Source organism: Ruegeria arenilitoris (genome assembly GCF_013032445.1).
GTDB classification, from domain to species: domain Bacteria; phylum Pseudomonadota; class Alphaproteobacteria; order Rhodobacterales; family Rhodobacteraceae; genus Ruegeria; species Ruegeria arenilitoris_F.
Map to the genome: position 1 here is coordinate 166,354 of NZ_WQCA01000001.1, position 22,529 is coordinate 188,882.

General features: G+C 58.5%; 19 protein-coding genes. 9 read left to right on the forward strand and 10 right to left on the reverse strand.

Going from position 1 to position 22,529, the window contains the following annotated elements:
• Window positions 1-10: 10 nt before the first annotated feature.
• Both GOW98_RS00825 and GOW98_RS00830 read right to left on the reverse strand, forming a co-directional pair.
• Window positions 11-937 (reverse strand): TRAP transporter small permease subunit, encoded by a 927-nt coding sequence (locus GOW98_RS00825; RefSeq protein ID WP_170329113.1) that lies wholly within the window; start codon window positions 935-937, stop codon window positions 11-13.
• A 121-nt stretch (window positions 938-1,058) separates the two neighbouring features.
• On the reverse strand, window positions 1,059-2,141 hold the full coding sequence (locus GOW98_RS00830) for a TRAP transporter substrate-binding protein (RefSeq protein WP_170329115.1): 1,083 nt from the start codon (window positions 2,139-2,141) through the stop codon (window positions 1,059-1,061).
• 248 nt (window positions 2,142-2,389) lie between these two features.
• Between GOW98_RS00830 and GOW98_RS00835 the strand changes: the two genes are divergently transcribed.
• On the forward strand, window positions 2,390-3,823 hold the full coding sequence (locus GOW98_RS00835; RefSeq protein ID WP_170329117.1) for a cache domain-containing protein: 1,434 nt from the start codon (window positions 2,390-2,392) through the stop codon (window positions 3,821-3,823).
• The gene (locus tag GOW98_RS00840; RefSeq protein WP_170329119.1) at window positions 3,820-4,458 is read left to right on the forward strand and encodes a response regulator transcription factor; all 639 of its coding nucleotides are present in this window, start codon (window positions 3,820-3,822) and stop codon (window positions 4,456-4,458) included. Before GOW98_RS00835 ends, GOW98_RS00840 begins: the two co-directional genes overlap by 4 nt.
• An 81-nt stretch (window positions 4,459-4,539) precedes the next feature.
• On the opposite strand, the gene GOW98_RS00845 is transcribed toward GOW98_RS00840, so the two are convergent.
• Window positions 4,540-4,923 carry a bleomycin resistance protein gene (locus tag GOW98_RS00845; RefSeq protein WP_170329122.1) on the reverse strand — a complete coding sequence of 128 codons (384 nt, stop codon included), beginning with the start codon at window positions 4,921-4,923 and terminating at the stop codon, window positions 4,540-4,542.
• Between the two features lie 45 nt (window positions 4,924-4,968).
• Window positions 4,969-5,814 (reverse strand): HalD/BesD family halogenase, encoded by an 846-nt coding sequence (locus GOW98_RS00850; protein ID WP_170329124.1) that lies wholly within the window; start codon window positions 5,812-5,814, stop codon window positions 4,969-4,971.
• 423 nt (window positions 5,815-6,237) lie between these two features.
• Here GOW98_RS00850 and GOW98_RS00855 point away from each other — a divergent pair, with 423 nt between their 5' ends.
• The 4 genes from GOW98_RS00855 to GOW98_RS00870 all read left to right on the forward strand — a co-directional run bounded on the left by GOW98_RS00855 (window position 6,238) and on the right by GOW98_RS00870 (window position 10,911).
• Window positions 6,238-7,989: an acetolactate synthase 3 large subunit gene (locus GOW98_RS00855; protein ID WP_170329127.1), complete on the forward strand. Its 1,752-nt coding sequence runs from the start codon at window positions 6,238-6,240 to the stop codon at window positions 7,987-7,989.
• Between the two features lie 58 nt (window positions 7,990-8,047).
• The gene (locus tag GOW98_RS00860; protein ID WP_170329129.1) at window positions 8,048-9,307 is read left to right on the forward strand and encodes a glycosyltransferase family 87 protein; all 1,260 of its coding nucleotides are present in this window, start codon (window positions 8,048-8,050) and stop codon (window positions 9,305-9,307) included.
• Window positions 9,307-9,867 (forward strand): acetolactate synthase small subunit, encoded by a 561-nt coding sequence (ilvN, locus tag GOW98_RS00865; RefSeq protein ID WP_170329132.1) that lies wholly within the window; start codon window positions 9,307-9,309, stop codon window positions 9,865-9,867. Before GOW98_RS00860 ends, ilvN begins: the two co-directional genes overlap by 1 nt.
• A gap of 291 nt (window positions 9,868-10,158) precedes the next feature.
• Window positions 10,159-10,911 (forward strand): helix-turn-helix domain-containing protein, encoded by a 753-nt coding sequence (locus GOW98_RS00870; protein WP_254437866.1) that lies wholly within the window; start codon window positions 10,159-10,161, stop codon window positions 10,909-10,911.
• A 1-nt stretch (window position 10,912) separates the two neighbouring features.
• Here GOW98_RS00870 and GOW98_RS00875 read toward each other — a convergent pair whose 3' ends face one another.
• From GOW98_RS00875 to prfB, 3 genes are all read right to left on the reverse strand, one after another.
• On the reverse strand, window positions 10,913-11,695 hold the full coding sequence (locus GOW98_RS00875; RefSeq protein WP_170329134.1) for a DUF2189 domain-containing protein: 783 nt from the start codon (window positions 11,693-11,695) through the stop codon (window positions 10,913-10,915).
• Window positions 11,696-11,726: 31 nt separating this feature from the next.
• Window positions 11,727-13,121: an amidase gene (locus GOW98_RS00880; RefSeq protein ID WP_170329136.1), complete on the reverse strand. Its 1,395-nt coding sequence runs from the start codon at window positions 13,119-13,121 to the stop codon at window positions 11,727-11,729.
• Between the two features lie 173 nt (window positions 13,122-13,294).
• A complete protein-coding gene (gene prfB, locus GOW98_RS00885) occupies window positions 13,295-14,419 on the reverse strand; it encodes a peptide chain release factor 2 (RefSeq protein WP_170329138.1) in 1,125 nt (374 codons plus the stop codon).
• A gap of 77 nt (window positions 14,420-14,496) precedes the next feature.
• Here prfB and GOW98_RS00890 point away from each other — a divergent pair, with 77 nt between their 5' ends.
• Entirely contained in the window at window positions 14,497-15,330 is an 834-nt protein-coding gene (locus GOW98_RS00890; protein WP_170329142.1) for an aminoglycoside phosphotransferase family protein, read from the forward strand.
• Here the strand turns inward: GOW98_RS00890 and GOW98_RS00895 are convergent.
• The 3 genes from GOW98_RS00895 to GOW98_RS00905 all read right to left on the reverse strand — a co-directional run bounded on the left by GOW98_RS00895 (window position 15,324) and on the right by GOW98_RS00905 (window position 20,356).
• The gene (locus GOW98_RS00895) at window positions 15,324-17,810 is read right to left on the reverse strand and encodes a penicillin-binding protein 1A (RefSeq protein ID WP_170329147.1); all 2,487 of its coding nucleotides are present in this window, start codon (window positions 17,808-17,810) and stop codon (window positions 15,324-15,326) included. The genes GOW98_RS00890 and GOW98_RS00895 overlap by 7 nt on opposite strands.
• 95 nt (window positions 17,811-17,905) lie before the next feature.
• The gene (locus tag GOW98_RS00900) at window positions 17,906-19,126 is read right to left on the reverse strand and encodes an N-acetylmuramoyl-L-alanine amidase (protein WP_170329150.1); all 1,221 of its coding nucleotides are present in this window, start codon (window positions 19,124-19,126) and stop codon (window positions 17,906-17,908) included.
• 66 nt (window positions 19,127-19,192) lie between these two features.
• Window positions 19,193-20,356 carry a pyridoxal phosphate-dependent aminotransferase gene (locus GOW98_RS00905; protein ID WP_170329154.1) on the reverse strand — a complete coding sequence of 388 codons (1,164 nt, stop codon included), beginning with the start codon at window positions 20,354-20,356 and terminating at the stop codon, window positions 19,193-19,195.
• Between GOW98_RS00905 and GOW98_RS00910 the strand changes: the two genes are divergently transcribed.
• Together GOW98_RS00910 and GOW98_RS00915 are read left to right on the forward strand one after the other, a co-directional pair.
• A complete protein-coding gene (locus GOW98_RS00910; protein WP_170329159.1) occupies window positions 20,355-21,737 on the forward strand; it encodes a M48 family metalloprotease in 1,383 nt (460 codons plus the stop codon). The two genes, GOW98_RS00905 and GOW98_RS00910, sit on opposite strands and share 2 nt — an antisense overlap.
• Window positions 21,734-22,492, forward strand: coding sequence for a DsbA family protein (locus tag GOW98_RS00915; RefSeq protein WP_170329163.1), 759 nt, complete (start codon window positions 21,734-21,736; stop codon window positions 22,490-22,492). The genes GOW98_RS00910 and GOW98_RS00915 overlap by 4 nt, the downstream gene beginning before the upstream one ends.
• The last annotated feature ends 37 nt before the right edge of the window (window positions 22,493-22,529 follow it).

The following is a 22,529-nucleotide window of genomic DNA, read 5'->3' on the forward strand; positions in this document are numbered from 1 at the left end:
GTCTCCGTCCCTAATGTGCGCCTTCGTAGGCTTCTTCGCCCTCACCAAGGGTGTCCTTGTCGAGGTATTTTCCAATGCTGTCCGGTCCTTCCACATATTCCAGATACGACCGGTACAGGAAGGCAATCGCGTGCAGGAACACCATGGCCGCAAAGCAGATCAGCAGGATTTTGAACAGGAAGTAGGCGTTGAACCCGTTGGGGCTGAACCCGATGGTTTCCACGTTCCAGCGCAGGGCGCGCGATTTCATCACCAACCGATCCAGCGCGTCACTGGCCGAGGGTTTCGGCACGATGAGGTGCCGCCACATGAAATACCAGCCATACATCCATGTCAGCACGGCGATAGGCATCATGAACAACAACGATCCCAGCATATCGACGACGCGCTTGGCCCGGTGACTGATCCCGGCATAGACCAGATCAACACGTACGTGGCCGCCCTGAACGAAGGTGTAGGTGCAGCACAGGCAGACAACCATCGCGTTATACAGCTTCAGCTCTTCCGCGTACCAGCTGATGTCCTGACTGAACGGAATGCCCAGACCAAAAGACATGTCCGGCCGCGCAAACACCCGCTGCATGAAGACGATAACGATTTGCTGGATCACCATCAGCAGGCCTGCCCAGGCAAAGAAGCGCCCGGTCGTGTTGGCGAACCCCTCAAGGACACGCACCATCCCCCACATGAAGCTGCGGTAATACAGCCCGATGGCGGTTAGCACCAGAAACAGGGTGAAAACCACAAAGAAGAACTCGACCGATCCACCATAGTAGACAAAGCGCATGATGGCTTCTTTGTCCGACCAGTTCAGCCAGAGTTGCGGATGCGTGATGGCGTATCCGAAATTATAGAAGGCTTCGGCAATGTTCTGAACGAACCACACAAGTCCGTTCCACAGGCCGCCGAAGAACGAGATACCGTTTTCGTCCTGCATGTTGTCCCCAGGTCGTATCGGTTGCACTGCTGTTATTTGCGGCTTTGTCCGAACCGCGCATGTGCAACGGGAAAGGTTTCCCCACTATTGCGGGGAAACCAGTCTAGCATAGTTTCTGCGATTAGCCGCGTACGCGGTTACGCTGCGTGGTGTAGACACCCGATGACAGGTCCTGCCACCCAGCCGACGACGTCGAGGATGCCACTGCGCTGTCGTGGATCTTCTTGAAAAGCTCGTCGCTCATGTTCTCGTCCAGAACTTCCTGGCTGGCCGCACCGAAGGCGTCCCAGACGCTGTCCGGGAATTCCATGACCTTGACGCCACCCGACTGCAGGCGTTGCAGCGCGGCACCGTTGTTGGCCAGGAATTGCGCTAGATTCCACTGGTGCGCTTCGCCCGCTGCAATCTCGATGATTTTCTGCTGAGCAGGTGTCAGGCTGTCGAACACGTCGCGGTTGGTTGCCAGCGACAGACCCGCGTTCGGCTCGTGGAAACCGGCGGTGTAGTAAACCTTGGTGATTTCCTGGAAACCGGCCTTTTCGTCGGCCCACGGACCGATCCACTCTGTACCGTCGATCGCGCCCGAGGACAGCGCCTGATACACTTCCGAGCCCGGAATGTTCTGTACCGAAGCGCCCAGTTTACCCAGAGCTTTACCGCCCAGACCCGGCATACGGAACTTCAGTCCGTTGAAGTCGTCGGGGCTGTTGATCTCTTTCGAGTACCAGCCGCCCGCCTGCGCGCCAGTGTTACCGGCCAGGAACGACTTGAGGCCAAAGATCTGGCCCAGCTCGTCATGCAGCTCCATGCCGCCATCTTGGTAGTACCAGTTGACCATTTCCTGAGCGGTCATGCCGAACGGCACAGCGGTGAAGAAGGCATAACCCGGGTGCTGACCGACAAAGTAGTAGTCGGCCGCGTGATACATGTCGGCCTGACCCGACGATACGGCGTCAAAAACCTCAAACGCGCCAACCAGTTCGCCGGCGGCCTTGATGTCAACGGTCAGGTTGCCATCCGACATTGCGGTGATGCTGTCGGCGCAACGCTGCGCGCTGTCGAAAACACCGGCCAGACCACGACCCCACGAGGTCACCATGGTCAGCGTGCGCTTGCCCTGCGCATAAGCCGGAGCCGCCAGCGTGGTGGCAGCAGCTGCCGAGCCGCCCAGAGCAGATGTTTTCAGAAATGAACGACGATCCATATGAGTGTTCCTCCCCTACATATTCAAAACCCGGACAGGGTCCGGGCGCGGTCGTTGTCAATGAGCGCCAGCTTAATGAGCGGATTTTGAATGTGAATACCAATAACTGCGTAGAGGGGCGGGTTTTTGAAAGCGTAATGGGTCATTTCCGTTGGAAATCTCGTCAGCGCAGCGCGTCTCAGGCTGCATCTGCGCCAGAATGTCCAAAATTTTTGCATTTTTCCGCACTCTTGCGTATCGATTCGACCATGAGGGGATTTCGGAACCTGATTTCACTGACGTACGGCCAGAAACTGTCGCTGGTTGCTGCCATTCCTCTGGTCGTGGCGGTGGCGGCGATTGCAGTGCTGGTCACCCACGAATCCCGCGCCACAGCTGAACGTGAGATTCAAGCGTTGGAACGTCGCCTGATCGAGGCCAAGAAAGAGGAATTGAAGAACTACGTCACGCAGGCCCGGAACGGGTTTGCCTATATCTATGGGCGTGCGTCCCCGGACGACGCGATTGCAAAGAACCTAGTGACGCAAATCCTGTCAGCCATGATCTACGGAAAAGACGGGTTCTTTTTCGTCTATGACTATGACGGCAACAATCTGGTCAGTCCGCGCCAGACCCAGTTCATCAACCGCAACTGGGAAGGCCTGACGGACAGCGACGGCACGCCGGTCGTGGACGAGTTCATCAGCCTCGCCCGGCAAGGCGCCGGGTGGCACAGTTTCATGTGGCAAAAGCCCTCGACCGGGGAAGAGGCGCAGATGATCGCCTATGTCGTCGGTTTGCAGGACTGGCAATGGGCCGTCGGCACTGGCGTCTTCATCGACGACATCGTGGCTACCGTTGCTAACGCCCGCGCCGAGGTCGAAGCCCGTGTACAGCGCACTTTCATGTATATTGGCGGTATCGTTCTGGCCGCCGTGCTGATCGTTTTTGCCTCGGGCATGCTGCTGAATGTCCGCGAACGGCGGTTGGCGGATGCCAAGCTAAAGGAACTGACCCAGCGGGTGTTCGACGCACAAGAGGAAGAGCGTGGTCGTGTTGCGCGCGAGTTGCATGACGGGATCAGCCAGATCCTGGTGGGCGTGCGCTACGCGCTGGACAACACACGGCGACGGCTGGATCGCGGCGACGACGACAGTGCCCGCGCCCCACTGGACAAAGGCATCGAGCACCTCGGCACCGCCATCGCCGAGGTCCGCCGTATCAGCCGTGACCTCCGCCCCGGCGTTCTGGACGATTTGGGCCTTGGCCCCGCTTTGAAAACGCTAACCGACGATTTCCGCGAACGCACCGGGATCGAAACCGAATTCACGACGGTGGTGTTCCGCAACCGCCTGGATCAGGACAGCAAGATCGCCCTCTACCGCATCGCGCAAGAGGCCCTGACAAACATTGAGCGCCACTCTGGCGCAACCCATGTTAATATCGACCTGCGAGGCCACAAAAAAGGTGCAACCATGCGCATCACAGACAACGGTCGGGGCCTGCCCAACGGACAGGATCAGGCCAGCACCGGGATCGGGTTGCGCAATATGCAGGAACGCATCGAACAGCTTGACGGCTCTCTGCGCATTCTGTCATCACGCGGCCCGCATGGTGGTACTGTGATCGAGGCCAGCCTGCCGCTCAGTCACCTGCTTCCGCCGCAGGAAGATTCATCTCCGAACCGAAAGGCCGGTACATGACAATCCGAGTTCTCATCGTAGACGATCACCCTATGGTGGCCGAAGGGATTCAATCGATCCTTGAAAGCTATGATGAAATTGAGGTGGTCGGCACGCTCGGTACCGGTCAGGAGGCTGTCGATCAGGCCGCCAATCTGACGCCCGATGTCATCCTGATGGATCTGAACATGCCCGGCTTGGGTGGCCTCAGCGCGACCGAATTGATCCTTGAACGCCTGCCCGACACCAGAATCCTAATTCTGTCGATGCATGACAGCCCTGAATATATCTCGACCGCGCTCAGCCATGGTGCCAAAGGCTATGTGCTGAAAGACGTCCCAACCGATGAGATCAAACAGGCCATCGACGCGGTGATGCGGGGCGAGCAATACCTGTGCACCGGGGCAAGCGGGTCGCTGGAACCCAAGAAAGACAGCGCACGCGAAGCGCTGACAGGTCGCGAACAAACGATCCTGCTGGAACTGGCGCAGGGCAAATCGAACAAAGAAGTCGCTATCGCGCTCGATATTTCCGTAAGAACGGTTGAGACCCACCGTAAGAACATCAAACGCAAACTGGGAATTTCATCTACCGCCGGTCTGACCCGCTATGCGCTTGAACACGGAGTGCTGCAAGGCACCAGCCCCGGCTTCTAGGCGCACCCGCAGCGCGGCACGCGCTGCCCGGCCCAACCGGCGGAGATGCGCCGCAGGCGCTTTGTCAACAGGCGGGAGAGCCTACCCTCTCGGGCGGATGTCCTGACCAAAAAACACCAGTGTTCCATCCTCATCGATGACATGAAACTCGCGCTGTTGGTAAGGCTGGTCGAACGGCGGACGAACACGACCTTCGGGCAGGTCTGCCAACCTTGGACCCAGGCTTTCATACAGTTCGTCGATCCCATCCACATCGATGTAAAAAGATTGATCATCCCCCAACGGCAAACCATCATCGCGGGGCGGGCATTCCAACAACCGGATGGCCACAGTGCCCAAAGACAGGAATGCGTAATTGTCCTGCCGGAACCCGCAGGAAAACCCCAGACGGTCACAATAGAAATCAATCTGCTTTTGTAAGGAAGAACATAGAACAAAAGGCGTAAGCTGCAAAATTTCTGGCACCAGAACCTCCGGTTTTCAAACAATATGGCCGCAGCCTAACACATCTTAATCCAGCAACTGATCCTTTCTCAGCCCTTCCCGTTTATGATGATGCGGCAAAACCCGCCCATAGAGTTGCTGCGTGCGTTCAACACTGCCGCACATCCCTTCGGCCTCGACAAACGAGAAGATCCCGACATAGCGGCTGCGCGTACCCTCCACCGGAGCCACCCTGTGTAGCGCATAGCGTCCCTTGAAAATCTGCAGGTCGCCCGGCTGCAACTCCAGTTCACGAACGCGCGTCATGTCTCCGTCCAGAATGGTCGCCACTTCCCTGAAATTCTCGTCCTCGGCGGTTCTAAGGTTCGGGACATATTCAAAGGTGCCCCCGGTCTCACCGTTCTGAATGGCCAGTGTAACGGTGTAGTTGTTCGTGTCGAAGTGCCATGGAAACCCCTGCCCCTCTTCCACCACGTTGATGATCACATCGGCCAGCGGATCGTCATATCTAAAGAACCGGTCCTCGGTTTCGTTCAGGGCGTCGCGTATAAATGGCATAAAGCCCTCGAACTCATAGATGCGACGCAGCGGGCCGGTTCGGGGAAAGTTATCCGCCGGAACAAATGCGTTCGATCGGTCGTAGAAGCGGCGTATCGGGTGGCCGATCCCAAAACTCGGGTCGTCCTTGGTGAAATAAGCGTTTGTCCTGTTGAAGGACCGGTGCGCCTGCGGCGCGACGGTGTCGGCCTCCTTAACCAAAACCTCAATCCCGGCCTCATGGACAAACCCCGGCAGAACTGCGCACCCGTCCTCATCCAGTTCCCGTCGCAAATCCGTAATCATCTGGTCATACGCCCGCGATCCCGGGCAATCGATGGGGTACCGACCAAGATCCACCAAATCCGCCAACATCAACCACCTCCGTGAACGTAACCTATGGGATCAGCGTGCCTCAGCCGCCAGAGGCCCTCATGTCAGTTTAAGACATCGCCCTGACGCAAACTGACCAGTTCAAATTCAGATTCTCAGCCCTTCGATCGGGCGCAATTGGCGGAAATTCCCGACCTGCGGCAATCTGCGCAATAAAATGTCGCAAAATCGGCCCTTCGGGTCACAAAATTGGTACGATTGCCTGTTGACGCCCCGTCGCACCGCTCATAATGTCCCTCCACGCAAAAAAGGAGCCTCTGGCGATGAAAACGCTAGTCGTAATCGTAGGAACCACGCGCATGGGCCGGTAACGGTAAACCATAATCGAACCCATGCGCCTCCGAAAATCTCGGGGGCTTTTTTTTGGCAAAACGCAAGACACATGTCGCGAACGGAGCAAAGCAGATGACACGTGAGATGACCGGCGCAAAGATGGTGGTTCAGGCCCTCAAAGATCAGGGCGTGGACACGGTATTCGGATACCCCGGTGGCGCCGTGCTACCCATCTATGATGAGATCTTTCTGCAAAACGACATCCGTCACATTCTGGTGCGGCATGAACAGGGCGCGATCCACGCCGCCGAAGGTTATGCGCGCTCGACCGGCAAACCCGGCGTTGCGCTGGTAACATCTGGCCCCGGAGCCACCAATGCGGTGACCGGTCTGACGGATGCGTTGCTGGATTCGATCCCGATCGTCGTTCTGACCGGACAGGTTCCAACCTTCATGATCGGCTCGGACGCGTTCCAAGAGGCCGACACCGTTGGCATCACCCGTCCCTGCACCAAGCATAACTGGTTGGTGAAGGATACGGATTCGCTGGCTGACACGCTGCACGAAGCGTTCCATGTCGCCACCTCGGGCCGCCCCGGTCCGGTGCTGATCGACATTCCCAAGGACGTTCAGTTTGCCTCGGGCGACTACAACGCACCTAAACCGTCGACCTCGCATTACCAGCCGGTTCTGAAAGGCGATCTGGAGGAGATCACCGAACTGGTCGCAGCTATAGAGACAGCGAAAAAGCCCGTCTTCTACACCGGCGGCGGCGTCATCAACTCTGGCCCTGCGGCCAGCCAGTTGCTGCGCGAACTGGTTGATGCGACCGGGTTCCCGATCACTTCGACTCTGATGGGTCTGGGTGCTTATCCGGCATCGGGTGAGAACTGGTTGGGCATGTTGGGTATGCACGGTCTTTATGAAGCAAACCTTGCGATGCACGACTGCGACCTGATGATCAACATTGGTGCGCGGTTCGACGACCGGATCACCGGACGGATCGACGCGTTCTCGCCGAACTCGAAAAAGGCGCATATCGACATTGATCCTTCGTCGATCAACAAGGTCATCCGCGTTGATATCCCGATTGTAGGGGACGTGGGCCACGTGCTCGAAGATATCCTCAAGGTCTGGAAAGCACGCGGTCGCAAGACCGATGCCGCGGCCGTCAAGCAGTGGCAGGCGCAGATCAGCGACTGGCGCAAGGTCAACTGTCTCGCCTACACCAACAGCGAGAAGACCATCAAACCGCAATATGCACTGCAACGTCTTGAAGAGCTGACCAAAAACCACGACCGCTACATCACCACCGAGGTCGGCCAGCACCAGATGTGGGCCGCGCAGTATCTCGGATTCGAAGACCCCAACCGCTGGATGACCTCGGGCGGTCTGGGAACGATGGGATACGGTACTCCGGCCTCGATCGGCGTGCAGATGGCGCATCCGGACGCGCTGGTGATCAACGTGGCGGGTGAGGCCTCGTGGCTGATGAACATGCAGGAAATGGGCACAGCAGTTCAGTACCGCCTGCCCGTGAAACAGCTCATCCTGAACAATGAACGTCTGGGCATGGTCCGCCAATGGCAAGAACTGCTGCATGGTGAGCGGTATTCGCATTCCTGGTCCGAGGCGCTGCCTGATTTCGTCAAGCTCGCCGAGGCGTTTGGCGCCAAAGGCATCCTGTGTTCCGACCCCGCCGATCTGGATGACGCCATCATGGAGATGATCAACTATGACGGTCCGGTGATCTTTGACTGCCTGGTTGAAAAGCACGAGAATTGCTTCCCCATGATCCCATCGGGCAAGGCGCATAACGAAATGCTGCTGGGCGAGGCCGAAACGCAGGGCGTGATCGACTCCAAAGGTTCAGTGTTAGTATAATGAGCTCTGGCTCATCAGTATTACCTTGCAACACAAACAATTGGCTTTACTGAGAAAAATGAAACAGGCAGAGAGTCAAGACCGCGGAAGTTCCGATGATGTGCGTCGGCGGCTGGCGGCATTTTCCGGTCGGCGCAGTTGGCAGGCCGGGATCCTCGTGCCTGCACTTGTGCTCATATTTTGCACGCTCTTCATCATCCGCAACTATCTCGAAGTCACGGCCGCTGGCGAACTCGTGGCCCAAAACGACTTTCGCGTGTTCTGGGCCGCCGCCCGGCTTGCACTTGAGGGTTCGCCACTGGATGCCTTCGACGAACGCAATCTGATCGCGGTTCACGGCTTTGAAGAAGAATTAGGAATGCGCTGGCTCTACCCGCCCAGCTTCCTGGCACTTTTGTCGCCGCTGGGGGCGCTGTCGTATTTCCCAGCCTGGATCGTTTTTAACTGCCTGTCTGTTCTGGCCATACTTATTGCGATCCGGCCATTTGCAGCGGGGATAACGCCGGTCTGGCTTAGCTTTGGGCTCGCGCCAGCCTATCTGCCGTCCCTGCTGTCCGGCCAAACCAGCTTGATCTGGGCCGCCGGACTTTTGGTGGCACTGGCAGCACATCAGCGGAACCAACCAATTCTGGCCGGCATCGTGATTGGCATTCTGACGCTGAAACCACAACTTGGCATTATGATCCCCTTTGCTTTGCTGGCCTGCGGTGCCTGGCGTACGATCATCGCCGCCACAGCAACAACTCTTGTTATCGCAGGTATTGGGACATTGATTTATGGCGTGGAATACTGGTCCGCCCTGACCGCCAATATCGAGCTTCACTATGGAGACCTTCGGCTTGCAATCGCAGACAAGGGGCTGATGGCAAGCACCTACAGCGCGCTGATGGGGTTGGGGATTCCGGAACCCATTGCAATGAATGTGCAATGGGTGGTGACGGGTCTGTCAGCACTGGCCGTGTTTATTGCTTGGCGCAGCCCAAATGTGGGGTTTGATCTGCGGGCCGCGACCTTGGTTATGGCGATTTGCATGTCCAGCGCCTATTTCTGGTTCTACGAAACAGCATTGTTGGCACCTGCCGCCTTGTTTTTAATGCGCTCGGGGGTTGTTTCGAAGCGCCATTGGGGTGTGGGCCTGTTGTTTTTGATGTGGCTGGGTATTGGCCCGGCGACGCTGTCGCCAGAGCTTATGAACAATGGCCCAATTCGCCTGATCGTTACCCCGGTCATGGTTGCTGGATTTGCGGTTTGCCTGTTTGCGGTATTCAAACGCGCGATCGCGACGCCCCCTCCCCAAGATGTAATCGAGGATCACTGATGACACCGCTCAAAATCACCAAGGGCTCCACCCGCCATTCGGCCTATAACCTACGGCCTACCTTCTCGGACGTGCAGGAACGTCACACAATTGCGGTTCTGGTCGAAAACGAACCGGGTGTACTGGCCCGCGTGATCGGGTTGTTTTCGGGCCGGGGCTACAACATCGAGAGCCTGACCGTGGCCGAGGTGGACCACACTGGTCACCTCAGCCGCATCACCATCGTCACCGCAGGCACCCCGCAGGTCATCGAGCAAATCAAAGCTCAGCTGGGTCGAATCGTCCCGGTCCATGAGGTCCACGACCTGACCGTCGAAGGCCCCGCCGTTGAACGCGAATTAGCCATCATCAAGGTTGTCGGTGCCGGCGACAAGCGGGTCGAAGCCCTGCGTCTTGCCGATATCTTCCGCGCCAACGTTGTCGACAGCACGCTAAACTCGTTTATCTTTGAAATCACCGGCGCTCCGGACAAGATCGACGCTTTTGCCGACCTCATGCGCCCGTTGGGACTGGTCGAAGTGGCCCGCACCGGCGTCGCGGCCCTGCTTCGCGGCGAGTAAATTCTTCCCCGCCCTGTCATCAAATCGAAACAGGGTGGGGAAATCTGGCTTACCAAGCCCAGCCATTTTTGAATTCCTCACTGTGACTGTTCACGTTGCAAAAAAGCCTAAAAAGATCACGCAAAATAAAATAAAGCCTATTGCGTTTATGGCAATCAACGTTAGCCTCAGGGTGTAACGTGGCGATGGGATGCGCCCGTTTAGTTATCTGTACGATTTTTTACGTAGTGTCGGCCTGCAGGTCGAATGCATTGCGTATTAGAAAACAAGTCGTGAGAACCTGGGACGCCTATGACCGAAGACATCCGTAACCCGGACGAATTGCGTAAAATGTTTGGCGCCAATCTCAGGCGTCTTGCGCGGCAATATACTTCGATATCCGAGCTTTGCCGGCAACTTGGCATCAACCGCACGCAGTTCAACCGATATCTGGGCGGTGAGAGCTTTCCCCGGCCGGACGTGTTGGACCGAATCTGCCGCTTTTTTGAGGTCGATGCGCGTATTCTGCTGCGTCCACTGGACGAGATCGACCGCCTGCCTACGCACCCTGCGGCCTCGGCTCTGACCGACTTTCTAGGCTCTGGTCCGACGACACTGACCAAGAGTCTGTTTCCCGCCGGGTTCTATTATGCCACCGAAACCGAATTGGATGACACGCGGCCATCACGGCATAGGTTGTTTCACGCACGCCGCTTGCCGCAGTGCACTCTGGTGCGCGGATACGAGCCGCGCCCCGGAATGCCCGGAGCCACCCCAATTGATCGCGAAGTTCAGGGGATTGCCGCCTGCGCCGGGCGGCAGATCTATATCCTGATGTCCAGCCGGGCATCGCAAAACAGCCGGATTTATCTGGTAACGCGCGGATCGGACGAAAACTCGGACCGCTGGCGCGGGGTTGCGATCTGCCTGTCGAAAACCACTGCCAGCGCAACAACGATGCGCCGGATCCTGTTGCGCCATCTGGGCGAGAACCCTTCGGCAATACTCGCAGCAGCGCGCACCGCACGCCGTTCGGAACACCCTGTTCCGCAAGCCGTGGGTTGAACTACTCCGCGCTTTCGGTCGATGCCTGAGTGATCTGCCGGTACAGGTGCCAGCTTGCATGCCCAAGCAGTGGCAACACAATTAGCAAGCCCAGAAACCAGGGGATCATAGCCACGAAGGTAAGGATCGCAATAAACGCGCCCCAGACCAGCATCACGCCCAGATGATCACGAACATAGGCGAAGCTGGAGATCATAGCGGTCACGAAGTCCAGCTCACGGTCCAGCAGCATTGGGATCGAAAGTACGGTGATCATATACAGGATCGTCGCGAACACCGCGCCCACGGCGGTTCCCACGGCCAGCATCGTCAACCCGTTGGCCGTAAAATACACCTCCATCGAGGTCGAGACATTGGTCATGGTCGAAAGCCCCATGAACAGGGCAAAAATCATATGGCCTAGAAAGAACCAGAACAAAAACATCACCACGATGATCGCGCAGATAGAAGGCAACTGACGCCGCCCCTGCTGTACGACGACACCAAAGATCGAGCCGAAATCCAAAGGTTCGCCCTGCTCCAGCCGGTGTGACACCTCATACATTCCCACCGCCGCGAACGGCCCCAGCAGAGGAAAACCGATGGCGGCGAGCACTAACCAATATGAGGTTCCGGTCGTTACCGTAACCCAAGCGATCGCCCATCCGGCCACAACATAGAATCCGGCGAACAACAAGCCGAAGACAGGCGCGCGCCGAAAATCAACCCAAGCCCTGCGCAGCGCTTCGCGCAGCATCTCCATGTTCACCGGTCCCATGTCTGGTACCCCGAAAGGTTTTTCCATAGCGTCTCTCCTCCCTTGCCAGCCCTGAAAATCAGGCCGGTCGTTTTTGTGGCCACCCGGTAGCGGCATGATAAGTTGCGCCGATTGACAGAATACGAGCGTCCGATCCCATCGGGCCAAAGACCTGCATCCCCATCGGCAACCCCTCGGTCCCGAAGCCGACCGGAACCGACAGGCATGGCAGGCCGATCAGACTGACCGGCACCATGACCTCCATCCACCGATGATAGGTATCCATCGCTGTCCCGGCGATCTCTGTCGGGTACGGCGTTTCGATCTCAAACGGCCAGACCTGAGCAGACGGCAGGATCAGGGCGTCATAGTCCTGAAACAGAGCGGCCGCGCACCGGAACCATTCTGACCGCGTAACGCTGGCCTCATGCACCTGCATGGCAGTCAGGGCCAGCCCCCGGTCCAGCTCCCATTGCGCTGTATCCTTCAAAGCCGTCCGCTGGCCCGTCAGCGGCGCTAAACCGGCGGCCACGCTCCACGCGCGCAACGTGACCCAGCTGTCCCAAATCCGGTCGGCCGCAAAAGGTGCTGCAACCGGAACAACTTCGGCCCCAAGTTGCGTAAACTCATCCAGCGCGTCGCGACACAATTCGCGAATGCCGTCCTGAAACGGATAGGCCCCACCCCAATCGTCCAGCCAGCCTATCCGCAAGCCACGCATATCAGCGGCCTGAACCGGCGACACCGTCGGGCTGGCCGCTCTATAAGGCTGCCGTGGGTCCGGCCCCGAGATCACATCCAGCAACAGACCCAGATCCTCGGGGCTGCGCGCCATGGGGCCAAGCGTAGACAGCTGATGCAGATACCCGTCGCCCAAAGGTTCGGACGGCACCCTCCCCCAGCTGGGCCGGAACCCGTAGACATTGTTCCACGCGGCAGGGTTGCGCAGACTGCCCATCATGTCGGACCCGTCCGCCAGGGCAACCATCCCGGTCGCCAACGCCACGGCCGCACCACCCGACGACCCGCCGCTTGTCCGCGTAGGGTAATACGGGTTGCGCGTGGCCCCATAGACCGGATTGTAGGTATGAGACCCCAGCCCGAATTCTGGTACATTGGTCTTGCCAATCAGGATCGCCCCCGCTGCACGCATCCGCGCGGCAATCAAATCGTCCCGCTCGGGCACATGATCCCGAAAAATCGGTGAACCCTGAGAGGACACGATCCCGGCAACATTGACCAGATCCTTGACCGCAATCGGCAGCCCATGCAGCGGTCCCTGGTTCGGCCCGGCATCCAACGCACGTGCCTCAGCCAATAGCTCATCCGGATCGCGCAAGGCAACAATAGCGTTTGCCGATCCGTTGACTGCAGCGATCCGATCCAAAGTCGCCCGCATAACCTCGACTGCCGACAACCGCCCTGCGGCGATTGTGTTCAACAGGTCGATTGCAGTTGTTTGGCTCAGATCCATCCCTGGCTCATCCCTCCTCGGGGGTCAGCCTAGCCGGGGCATCCCTTCATTTAAACCCACTGTTTAAATGTATCTTTTCCGGTTCCGCATAAATCCGGAATCCGCTTCATCTGGCCCAAATTACTCTAGGGGAGTTCTCCCTGAGGAGACGGCGTCAGAGCCGCCTGCCCAACTTAGTCGCCCTGCGCCTCGGACCGGCTTTTACCCGCCACGTTCAACGCCAGCGTTGCTGCCATGAACCCATCCAGGTCACCATCCAGAACCCCTTTGGTATCCGAGGTCTCATGGTTGGTACGCAAATCCTTGACCATCTGATAGGGCTGCAACACATAGGACCGGATCTGGTTGCCCCAGCCCGCATCGCCCTTGGCCTCATGCGCAGCGTTGATGTCGGCGTTCCGGCGGTCTAGCTCTTGCTGATACAGACGCGACTTCAGCGCCTTCATCGCAATATCCCGGTTCTGGTGCTGCGATTTCTCGGAACTCGTCACCACGATCCCGGTCGGAATGTGCGTGATCCGCACCGCCGAGTCCGTCGTGTTCACGTGCTGGCCACCCGCCCCCGAGGATCGATAAGTGTCGATACGAATATCAGACGGGTTCACTTCAATCTCGATATTGTCATCGACCACCGGATAGACCCAGACCGAGCTGAACGAGGTGTGCCGCTTGGCCGCCGAGTCATACGGCGAAATCCGCACCAGCCGGTGCACACCGCTTTCCGACTTCAGCCAGCCATAAGCGTTATGGCCGGAAATTTTGTAGGCGGCGGATTTGATCCCCGCCTCTTCCCCCGCGGTCTCGGACTGCAGCTCGACCGTGTAACCCTTCTTCTCGGCCCAGCGGACATACATCCGCGCCAGCATCGAGGCCCAGTCGCAGCTTTCCGTGCCACCGGCACCCGAGTTGATCTCGAGGAAGGTGTCATTACCGTCCGCTTCACCGTCCAGCAACGCCTCAAGCTCTTTCTTGGCGGCCTTGGCTTTCAGTTTCTTGATTGCGTCTTCGGCTTCGGTAACAACCTCTTCGTCCTCTTCCATCTCACCCAGCTCGATCAGCTCGATATTGTCGTTCAGATCGGTCTTGATGGACTCGTAGGTTTCAATGGCGTCTACCAGCAACTGACGCTCGCGCATCAGTTTCTGCGCGTTTTCGGGATTGTCCCACAGGTTGGGGTCCTCAACCCGCGCATTGAATTCCTCAAGGCGATGAGGGGCGGTTTCATAGTCCATACGCTGCGCCAGCAGCTCCAGCGACTTTTCAATTTCCGCCACGGTGTTCTGGGTTTCGGCGCGCATGGTCTTGTCCCAACTTGCTCAATCAGGCCTGCGTGATAGCAAGAGGTTCGGGGCTCCACAAGACAGCTGAGGCGCGAATGACCCTTGTACCGCTCGAGTTTCCTGAAAGTTGGCGGCTGACCATCATCGAACCGGTCGCCGACACCGGTTTGGCAAAGGTGTGGAAGGCTAAGATGCCCGACGGAACGCTGGTTGCGCTAAAACTGTATCACAAAACGGATCGTGGGAATGAAGCACCGGGCGCGCGACTTTTAGCCCGCTGGCAGAACTATGGCGCCGTGCGGATTATTGCTGAGCAAGGGAAGGCCGTTCTGATGAAGTGGCTTGATGGCCCTTCGCTGGGCGATATCGCGCGCGGCGGCAGCCCGGGCAAAGCTAGTGAATTGCTGGCAGAGGTCGCGCGAAGCCTGCACGCCAAACCGCAAGTTGAACCAACGAGCCTAATGGACCTTAGCGCTGTTTTCGCCTCTTTGTTCAATTGCGGATTTTCGCAGGATTGTCCTGAAACACTTAAGCGTGACATGGTCCGGGCGATCAGTATCGCGCGGTTTCTTCTGGACACACAGAGCGGGTCGGTTCCCTTACACGGTGATCTGCATCATGACAACGTTATCCAAACCTCGGATGGCCTGCGGGTTATCGACGCCAAAGGATACTACGGCGATCCGGCTTTCGAATTGGCCAATGCACTTCGCCACCCTAAAGGCCTACCCCACCTTGTACGACAACCTGAGCAATTGAATCGCTGCGTCGCGCTTTATTCGGCGGCTATGGATGTGCAGGCGAAACGGCTTGTGCAGTGGGCCGCTGCGAAATGTGCGCTGTCCATCGTTTGGCGGTCTAATGGCGAAATAGTGCAGGACCCCGAGGCGAACCTGCTCAACCAGTTTCTAAGAGCGGCTGATCAGTAAAGACCGCCGCCCTGAAGATCGCCCTGGCTGGCGTTGGGGCCGACAGTGATCGTGTTCCCGGTCGACGTAGTGACCTGACGACCCGAGCTGGCTTCTTCGAACAGCGGCAGGTCAGACCCCATCGCAAAGCCACCGTCATAGACGCGGTCGATAAAGCCATCGACACCATCGCGGAAGTATTCAGCTACGACATAGTCACCTGTCGCATCCTCGGGCAGGCGCGCACCGCTGAAACGGTCGATCTTTATGAAGTGGCCCCCGGGCGGCACTTCGAACGGGCCGCCGCCATACTTCTCAACAGCTTTCTCCATGAAGCTCTGGAAAACCGGACCACACATGGTGCCCCCATATGCCCCCCGCCCCATCGGACGCGGGCGGTCATAGCCGATATAGCAACCGGCAACGATGTTCGAGGTGAAGCCGATGAACCACGCGTCCTTGGATTCGTTGGTTGTGCCAGTCTTACCTGCGGTCGGCACCGGCAAGTTCACGACCCGCGACGCTGTACCACGATCCACAACGCCCTTCATCATCGACGTCAGCTGATAAGCGGTAATCGCGTCCATGACCTGCGAGCGATTGGTCTCAATGGTCGGGGATTCATCTGGCTCAAGCCAAGCCGAGTTACAGTCCAGACATTGACGGTCATCGTGTCGATAGATCGTCTTACCAAAGCGGTCTTGGATACGGTCGACCAGAGTGGGTTCAACCCGCTCACCGCCATTGGCGAACATCGCATAGGCCGCAACCATCTTGTATAGCGTCGTCTCCTCGGACCCTAGCGAGTTCGCAAGGAACGCGCCCATGCGGTCGTAAACGCCGAACCGTTCAGCATACCCCGCCACAACAGGCATCGTGACCTCTTGAGCAAGGCGGATGGTCATCAGGTTCCGCGACTGTTCGATCCCTGTACGCAGCGGCGTCGGACCATAGAATTTGTTTGTAGAGTTTTTGGGACGCCACAAGCCCTGCGGCGTGTTCACCTCAATCGGTGCGTCCACAACGATGGTCGCTGGACTATACCCGCTGTCTAACGCAGCAGCGTAAACGAATGGCTTAAAGCTCGACCCCGGCTGGCGCTGCGCCTGCGTGGCCCGATTGAACACCGAATCCTGATACGAGAACCCGCCCTGCATCGCCAAAACACGGCCCGAGTTTACGTCCATCGCTACAAAACCGCCCTGCACCTCGGGCACCTGACGGGCAGACCACTGGCCCTCTTCGCCTTCCATGACCAGAATGACGTCGCCGCGTTTGAAGTTGGTGGCGAAATCGCCCTGCATCCATTTGATATCCGAACGCGGAACGATTCCCTCTGCTGGGCCGTTTTCAATGCCCACGGTCAGTGACTGTTCGGCCACGTTCAAAACCACCGCCGGGTACCACTGCGTCGGCAGCACCACGTCGCGCGGGATTTCCATGATCGACAACGCGTCGCGCCACTGGGCCTCATCAGCCAGTTTGTCCTCAGGGATCACCTCACCCGTACCGCGCCATTTGCCGCGGGACCGGTCGTATTTCTGCAGCGCCGTGCGCAGAGCTTCGGCTGCCTCAACCTGCATTTCCTCATCAACCGAGGCACGGACAGTGAAGCCGCCGGTAAAGAACTCACCCTCACCGAAGTCTTCGCTCAGCTGGCGGCGAATTTCGTCGGTGAAGTAATCACGCGGCGGCAGCGCGGTGCGGAAGCTCTCAAAGTCACCGTTCTGGACCGAGCGCAGCGGCATTTCCACCTCGGCGTCATAGGTCGCCTGATCGATATAGCCGTTCTGCCGCATCTCCCGCAGTACATAGTTGCGACGGTTCAACAGGCGTTCTTTTTGCCGAACCGGGTGGTAGTCCGACGGCGCCTTAGGCATCGCGGCCAAGGTCGCGGCCTCATGCGGTTCCAGTTCCTGCAGCGTTTTGTTGAAATAGGTCTGGGCGGCAGCGGTCACGCCGTATGAGTTCTGGCCCAGAAAGATCTCGTTCATATACAGCTCGAGGATCTGTTCCTTGTCCAGCGTATCCTCAAGCCTAGTGGCGAGGATGATCTCTTTGATCTTACGTTCAGCCCTGCGGTCACCGGACAGCAGGAAGTTCTTCATCACCTGCTGCGTGATGGTCGAAGCACCGCGCACGTTCTCACCCTTGGATTTCACCGCCTCGACCCCGGCGGCGATGATACCGCGCGGGTCATAGCCCTGGTGGGTGTAGAAGTTCTTATCTTCCGCTGAGATAAAGGCCTGTTTCACCAGATCGGGAATCTCCTCAGACGGCGTGAACAGGCGGCGTTCCTGTGCGAATTCGTCGATGAGCTGGCCTTCGCCCGAGTAAATTCGGCTGATCGTCGGCGGCTTGTACTGCGCCAAAGACTCATGGCTGGGCAGGTCGCGGCCATACATCCAGAAGATCGCGCCAACGACCAGCGCGGCCATAAAAATACCCAAGGTGACGAGGCTGAAAATCGCCCCGAAAACGGAAAGAATGAAACGGATCACATTGCTGCCTTTTACTCGCGCTGCCGCCTATATAGGGATGGCCCGGCGCCGGGTCAAAACACGATGGCCAATATTAGCCGGTTTGTGCCGCAGGGTCACTGGCCAATCAGAGACCGTTTGACCAGATCATCCTGCCGCCATTGCTTCAGCCCGTTCAGGATACCGACTGCCATACCTTTGCGCCATTCAGGATTTTGTATGTTTTTCAGGTCTCTGGGGCTGGACAGAAATCCAAGTTCGATCAGAACAGACGGAATATCCGCAGCCTTAAGAACCGAAAAAGAAGCTGAGCGGATCGGGCGGCTGTTCATGGGTCCGCCCTGTTGTGCCATTCCATCTGCCAGCGACACCGCCAACGCGTCCGTGCGCGGTTTTGTTTCTTGCCTTGCGATGTCCAGCAAGATGTCAGTCACCTGATCGTCTGCGCCGTTCAGATCAACACCCGAGATCAAGTCGCCCCGATCATGGCGCTCGGCCAGCTTTTGGCTCGCCACGTCCGAGGCTTCTTCAGACAAAGTATACACCGCAGCCCCATGCGCGCGCCCTTCCAACAGGATGTCCGCGTGCAGGGAAATAAACACATCTGCCCCTGCCCGATGCGCCAGCGCGATGCGACGTTCAAGGCTGACAAAATGGTCATCCACACGCGTCAACACCACGTGATAACCCTCTGCACGCAATAGCGTTTCTCGCAGTTCGCGTGCGAAGGTCAACATCAGGGTTTTCTCGTTCGTGCCGCCAGCCTCGGCCCCCGGATCAATACCGCCATGACCGGGGTCCAGCATCACCACCAAGGGGCGCGTGCCATCGCGGCCGGGCTTGACTGGCGTTACCGCCGGTTCCGGCAGGTCCCAGCCCGGTTGGCGCGGCGCACCGGCACCAGCGGCGAAACTGTCAAAATCGGTGCCGCGCAGGCTTAACGCCAGATGCGCGGCCCCTGTGTTCTTATCCACCCTCAGGTCCGCGGTATCGACGGCCAGAGGCGCGCCAAGCTCCAGCACCATGCGCGACCAGCCCGGAACATAGGCTCCGAATTGCACGCCGCTGATCCGGTCGGTCTGCAGGAAGGTCTCTGTTTCCAACCCGGTCCAATCGACCTCCTGAAAGTCTAGCACCATGCGGTAAGGATCACGCAGAGTGAAAACCCGGTACGGCACCCCCTGGCTGAGGCCAAGTTCAACCCGTACACCCGCGCGACCGTCATCGGCGATGAGGCTATCCTCTGGCAGTACGCGGGCAAGCGCGTTGAAGTCCTGCGCGTACGCAGCACAAGTCAGCGCCCAGATCAGCGCGATAGCGTAGAAAATCCTGCTCATGGCCTCAAGTTTTCCCGAGATCGTTTGACCGCCAGCCTACCCGACCCGCTTGGTTTTGTGAACGCCCTAGGCCTGCTCGGTGATCGCACCGCGTTCGGCCATGAAACGGCGCAGCCGCAGCAGGCCTTCCTCGATATCCTCTGACGACCGCGCGTAAGAGAACCGCAGAGTATGGTGCCCGCGTGCAGGGTCAAAATCTAACCCCGGCGTGACAGCGACACCAGCCTTGTCCAGAATCTCAGCCGCAAAAGCGCGGCTGTCATCAGTCAGGTCGGACACATCCGCATAAACGTAAAAGGCCCCATCCGGCGGCGCGATATCGGTAAACCCAGCTTTGGGCAGCCCGTCCAGCATCAGTGCGCGGTTGCGGCGATAGACGTCCAGATTACCCTGCAACTCTTCCTCGCAATCCATTGCCGCCAGCGCAGCCACCTGACCGGCGTGGGGGGCGCAGATGAACATGTTTTGTGCGATGCGCTCGACCACGCGCACCTGATCCTCGGGGACAACCATCCAGCCCACGCGCCAGCCGGTCATCGAGAAATACTTCGAAAACGAGTTGATCACATAGCACTCATCCGTCAGTTCCAGTGCGGTGACGGCTTTGGCCTCATATTCCAGCCCGTGATAAATCTCATCGCTGATGAACGAGGCGCCCTGCCCGTGCGCAGCTTCGATCAACGACCCCATGGCTGCGTGATCCAGCATCGTTCCGGTGGGGTTGGCGGGGGATGCCACCATCAGCCCCTGCAGGTCCAGCCCGGCGAAATCCGCAGGCACCGGCTGCAAGCGGTTTCCCGGCGCGGTGGGCAGGTCGACCGGCACCAGACCCAGCGCCTTAAGTATCTGCCGATACGACGGATAGCCCGGCGCACCGATGCCCACCCGATCTCCGCTGTCGAACAACGCTGTGAAGGTCAGCAGAAACCCGCCGGACGAGCCCGGTGTGATCACCACTTGGTCCGGATTCAGGTCGACATTGTACCACTCACCATACAATCGTGCGATCCGTTGCCGCAGTGCGGGCAAACCCAAAGCGACCGTGTAGCCAAGTGGGGCTTGCTCCATCGCTTTTGCCAGAGCAGCGGTTGCCCCTTTGGGCGCACCGGTTCCGGGCTGTCCGACCTCCATATGGATGATGTGGCGCCCGGCCTCTTCGGCCTTGCGCGCAGCCTCCATCACATCCATCACGATGAAGGGATCGACCCCGGATCGGGTTGAGTTTCTCATGCCCATCTCCCATGTTGCAGCCATGGCTTTTGAACGCTTATCCACGGTGGCGTCAATCCCGACCCTGTTGCTGGTTGCGGCGACATGGATGGCAAGTGCTGTGCCATCGACCGCGCAAAGCCTGATCCGGGACCCCGATATCGAACACGGGCTGCGTGAACTGGCCTTTCCCGTTCTTCGCGCCGCCGGATTGAACACCAACCGGGTCCGGATATTGGTAGTCAATGACAGCACGTTTAATGCCTTTGTGATCGACTACGGTGCGATCTATGTGAACTACGGGCTGATTCTGACGGTTGAGAGCCCCGAGATGCTGCAGGCCGTCATCGCCCACGAAGCCGCCCATATCGCCAACGGCCATCTGGCGCGGAGGGTGGAAAACCTCCGCGCGGCACAGCGAAATGCGGGGTTTGGCACGGCACTCGCCCTAATCGTAGCGGCCGCAGGCGGTGGCGAGGCTGCGGCGGGCATTGCGGCAGGCACCCAAAGTTCCGCACTGCGCAGTTTTCTGGGGCATACACGGGCCGAGGAATCCTCGGCCGACCGAAGCGCTGCCAGCTATCTTAGATGGGCCGGTATCTCGCCCAGTGGCATGGTCGCACTGCACCGAAAATTCGCAGGGCAGGAATTGTTGAGCACCGTTAATCAAGACCCTTACATGCGGTCTCACCCAACCAGCCGAGACCGCTTGCGCGCCGCTGAGGCGTTTTTGGAACAATTCGGAGACAAGGCGAAACCGAACCCGGAAGCAGATTATTGGTTTGCTAGGGTGAAAGGGAAGTTATCGGCTTTCCTGCGGTCACCGGGCTGGACACTGCGCCGGGCCAAAGAAGAAAGCGCGCAGGATATCCGCCTGATGCGCGAAGCTGCAGCCCATCACCAAAACCGCGATCTGGCCAAGGCCCGCGCTGCGATAGACGCTGCGCTGGCCATTCGTCCCGACGATCCGTTCTACTATGAACTCAAAGGCCAGATTTTGCTGGAAAATCGACAAGTGCCTGAGGCGGTTTTAGCCTATCGTCAAGCAGTCGATATGGCACCGAATGACGCCCTAGTTCTTGCTGGCTACGGTCGGTCCCTTCTCGTTCAGGGACAGACGAAGAACGCCCTGCAAGTGCTTGAAAAAGCAAGACAGAGAGACTACCGAAACGCCCGCCTGATGCAAGACCTCGGGGTCGCATACGCGAAAGTCGGGAACAATGGCATGGCCTCGGCCGTGACCGCAGAACGATATGCCTTGCAGGGTCGGTTGGCCGATGCAGGCATCCACGCAAAACGCGCTGTCAGGCAACTGCCCGAAGGGTCACCGGGTTGGCAACGGGCACAGGATGTGCTGATTGCCTCAGAGCGCGCCAAAAAAGCAAAAAGGAAACGGAAATGATCCTCAGACATGCAGCCCCAGCCCTTCTGGGGCTTTCCATGATCACTGGCCCGGCTCAGGCGCTGGATCTGAATGCGCTCAGCAATGCCGAGAAGGCAGAATTCGGCGCACAAGTGCGCGAATACCTTCTGGAAAACCCCGAGGTTATCATCGAGGCCATCGATATACTCGAGCAACGCAACGCTGCTGTCGAAGCCGCAGCAGACAAGGGTTTGGTTCAGGCCAACGCTGATGAGTTGTTCAATGACGGTTACAGCTGGGTCGGCGGCAATCCGGAAGGTGACATCACTTTGGTCGAGTTCATGGACTATCGCTGTGGCTACTGCCGCCGTGCCGTGCCCGAAGTGGCCAGCCTGTTGGCGTCGGACGGAAATATCCGACTGGTGATCAAAGAGCTTCCGATTCTGGGCGAAGCCTCGGTTATGTCCGCGCGCTTTGCTGTCGCCACCAAACAGGTCGCCGGTGACGACGCCTATAAGCAAGTCCATGACGCGCTGCTGGAATTTAGCGGAGAACCGACCGAAGTCACCCTGCGCCGCATCTCGGATGGTCTGGGCTTGGACAGCGACGCGATCATCACTGCGATGGACAGCGATGAAGTGACCGCCGAGATCGCTCAGACCCGCGAATTGGCACAACGGATGAAAATCTCCGGCACGCCGTCTTTCGTGCTGGGTACCGAAATGCTGCGCGGCTTCCTGCCCGCCGCACAAATGCAGCAAATTGCGGATGGCGTGCGCGCCGAGCAAGGCTGAGCACTCGGGGCGGCCGAGCCGCCCCACACCTCACATC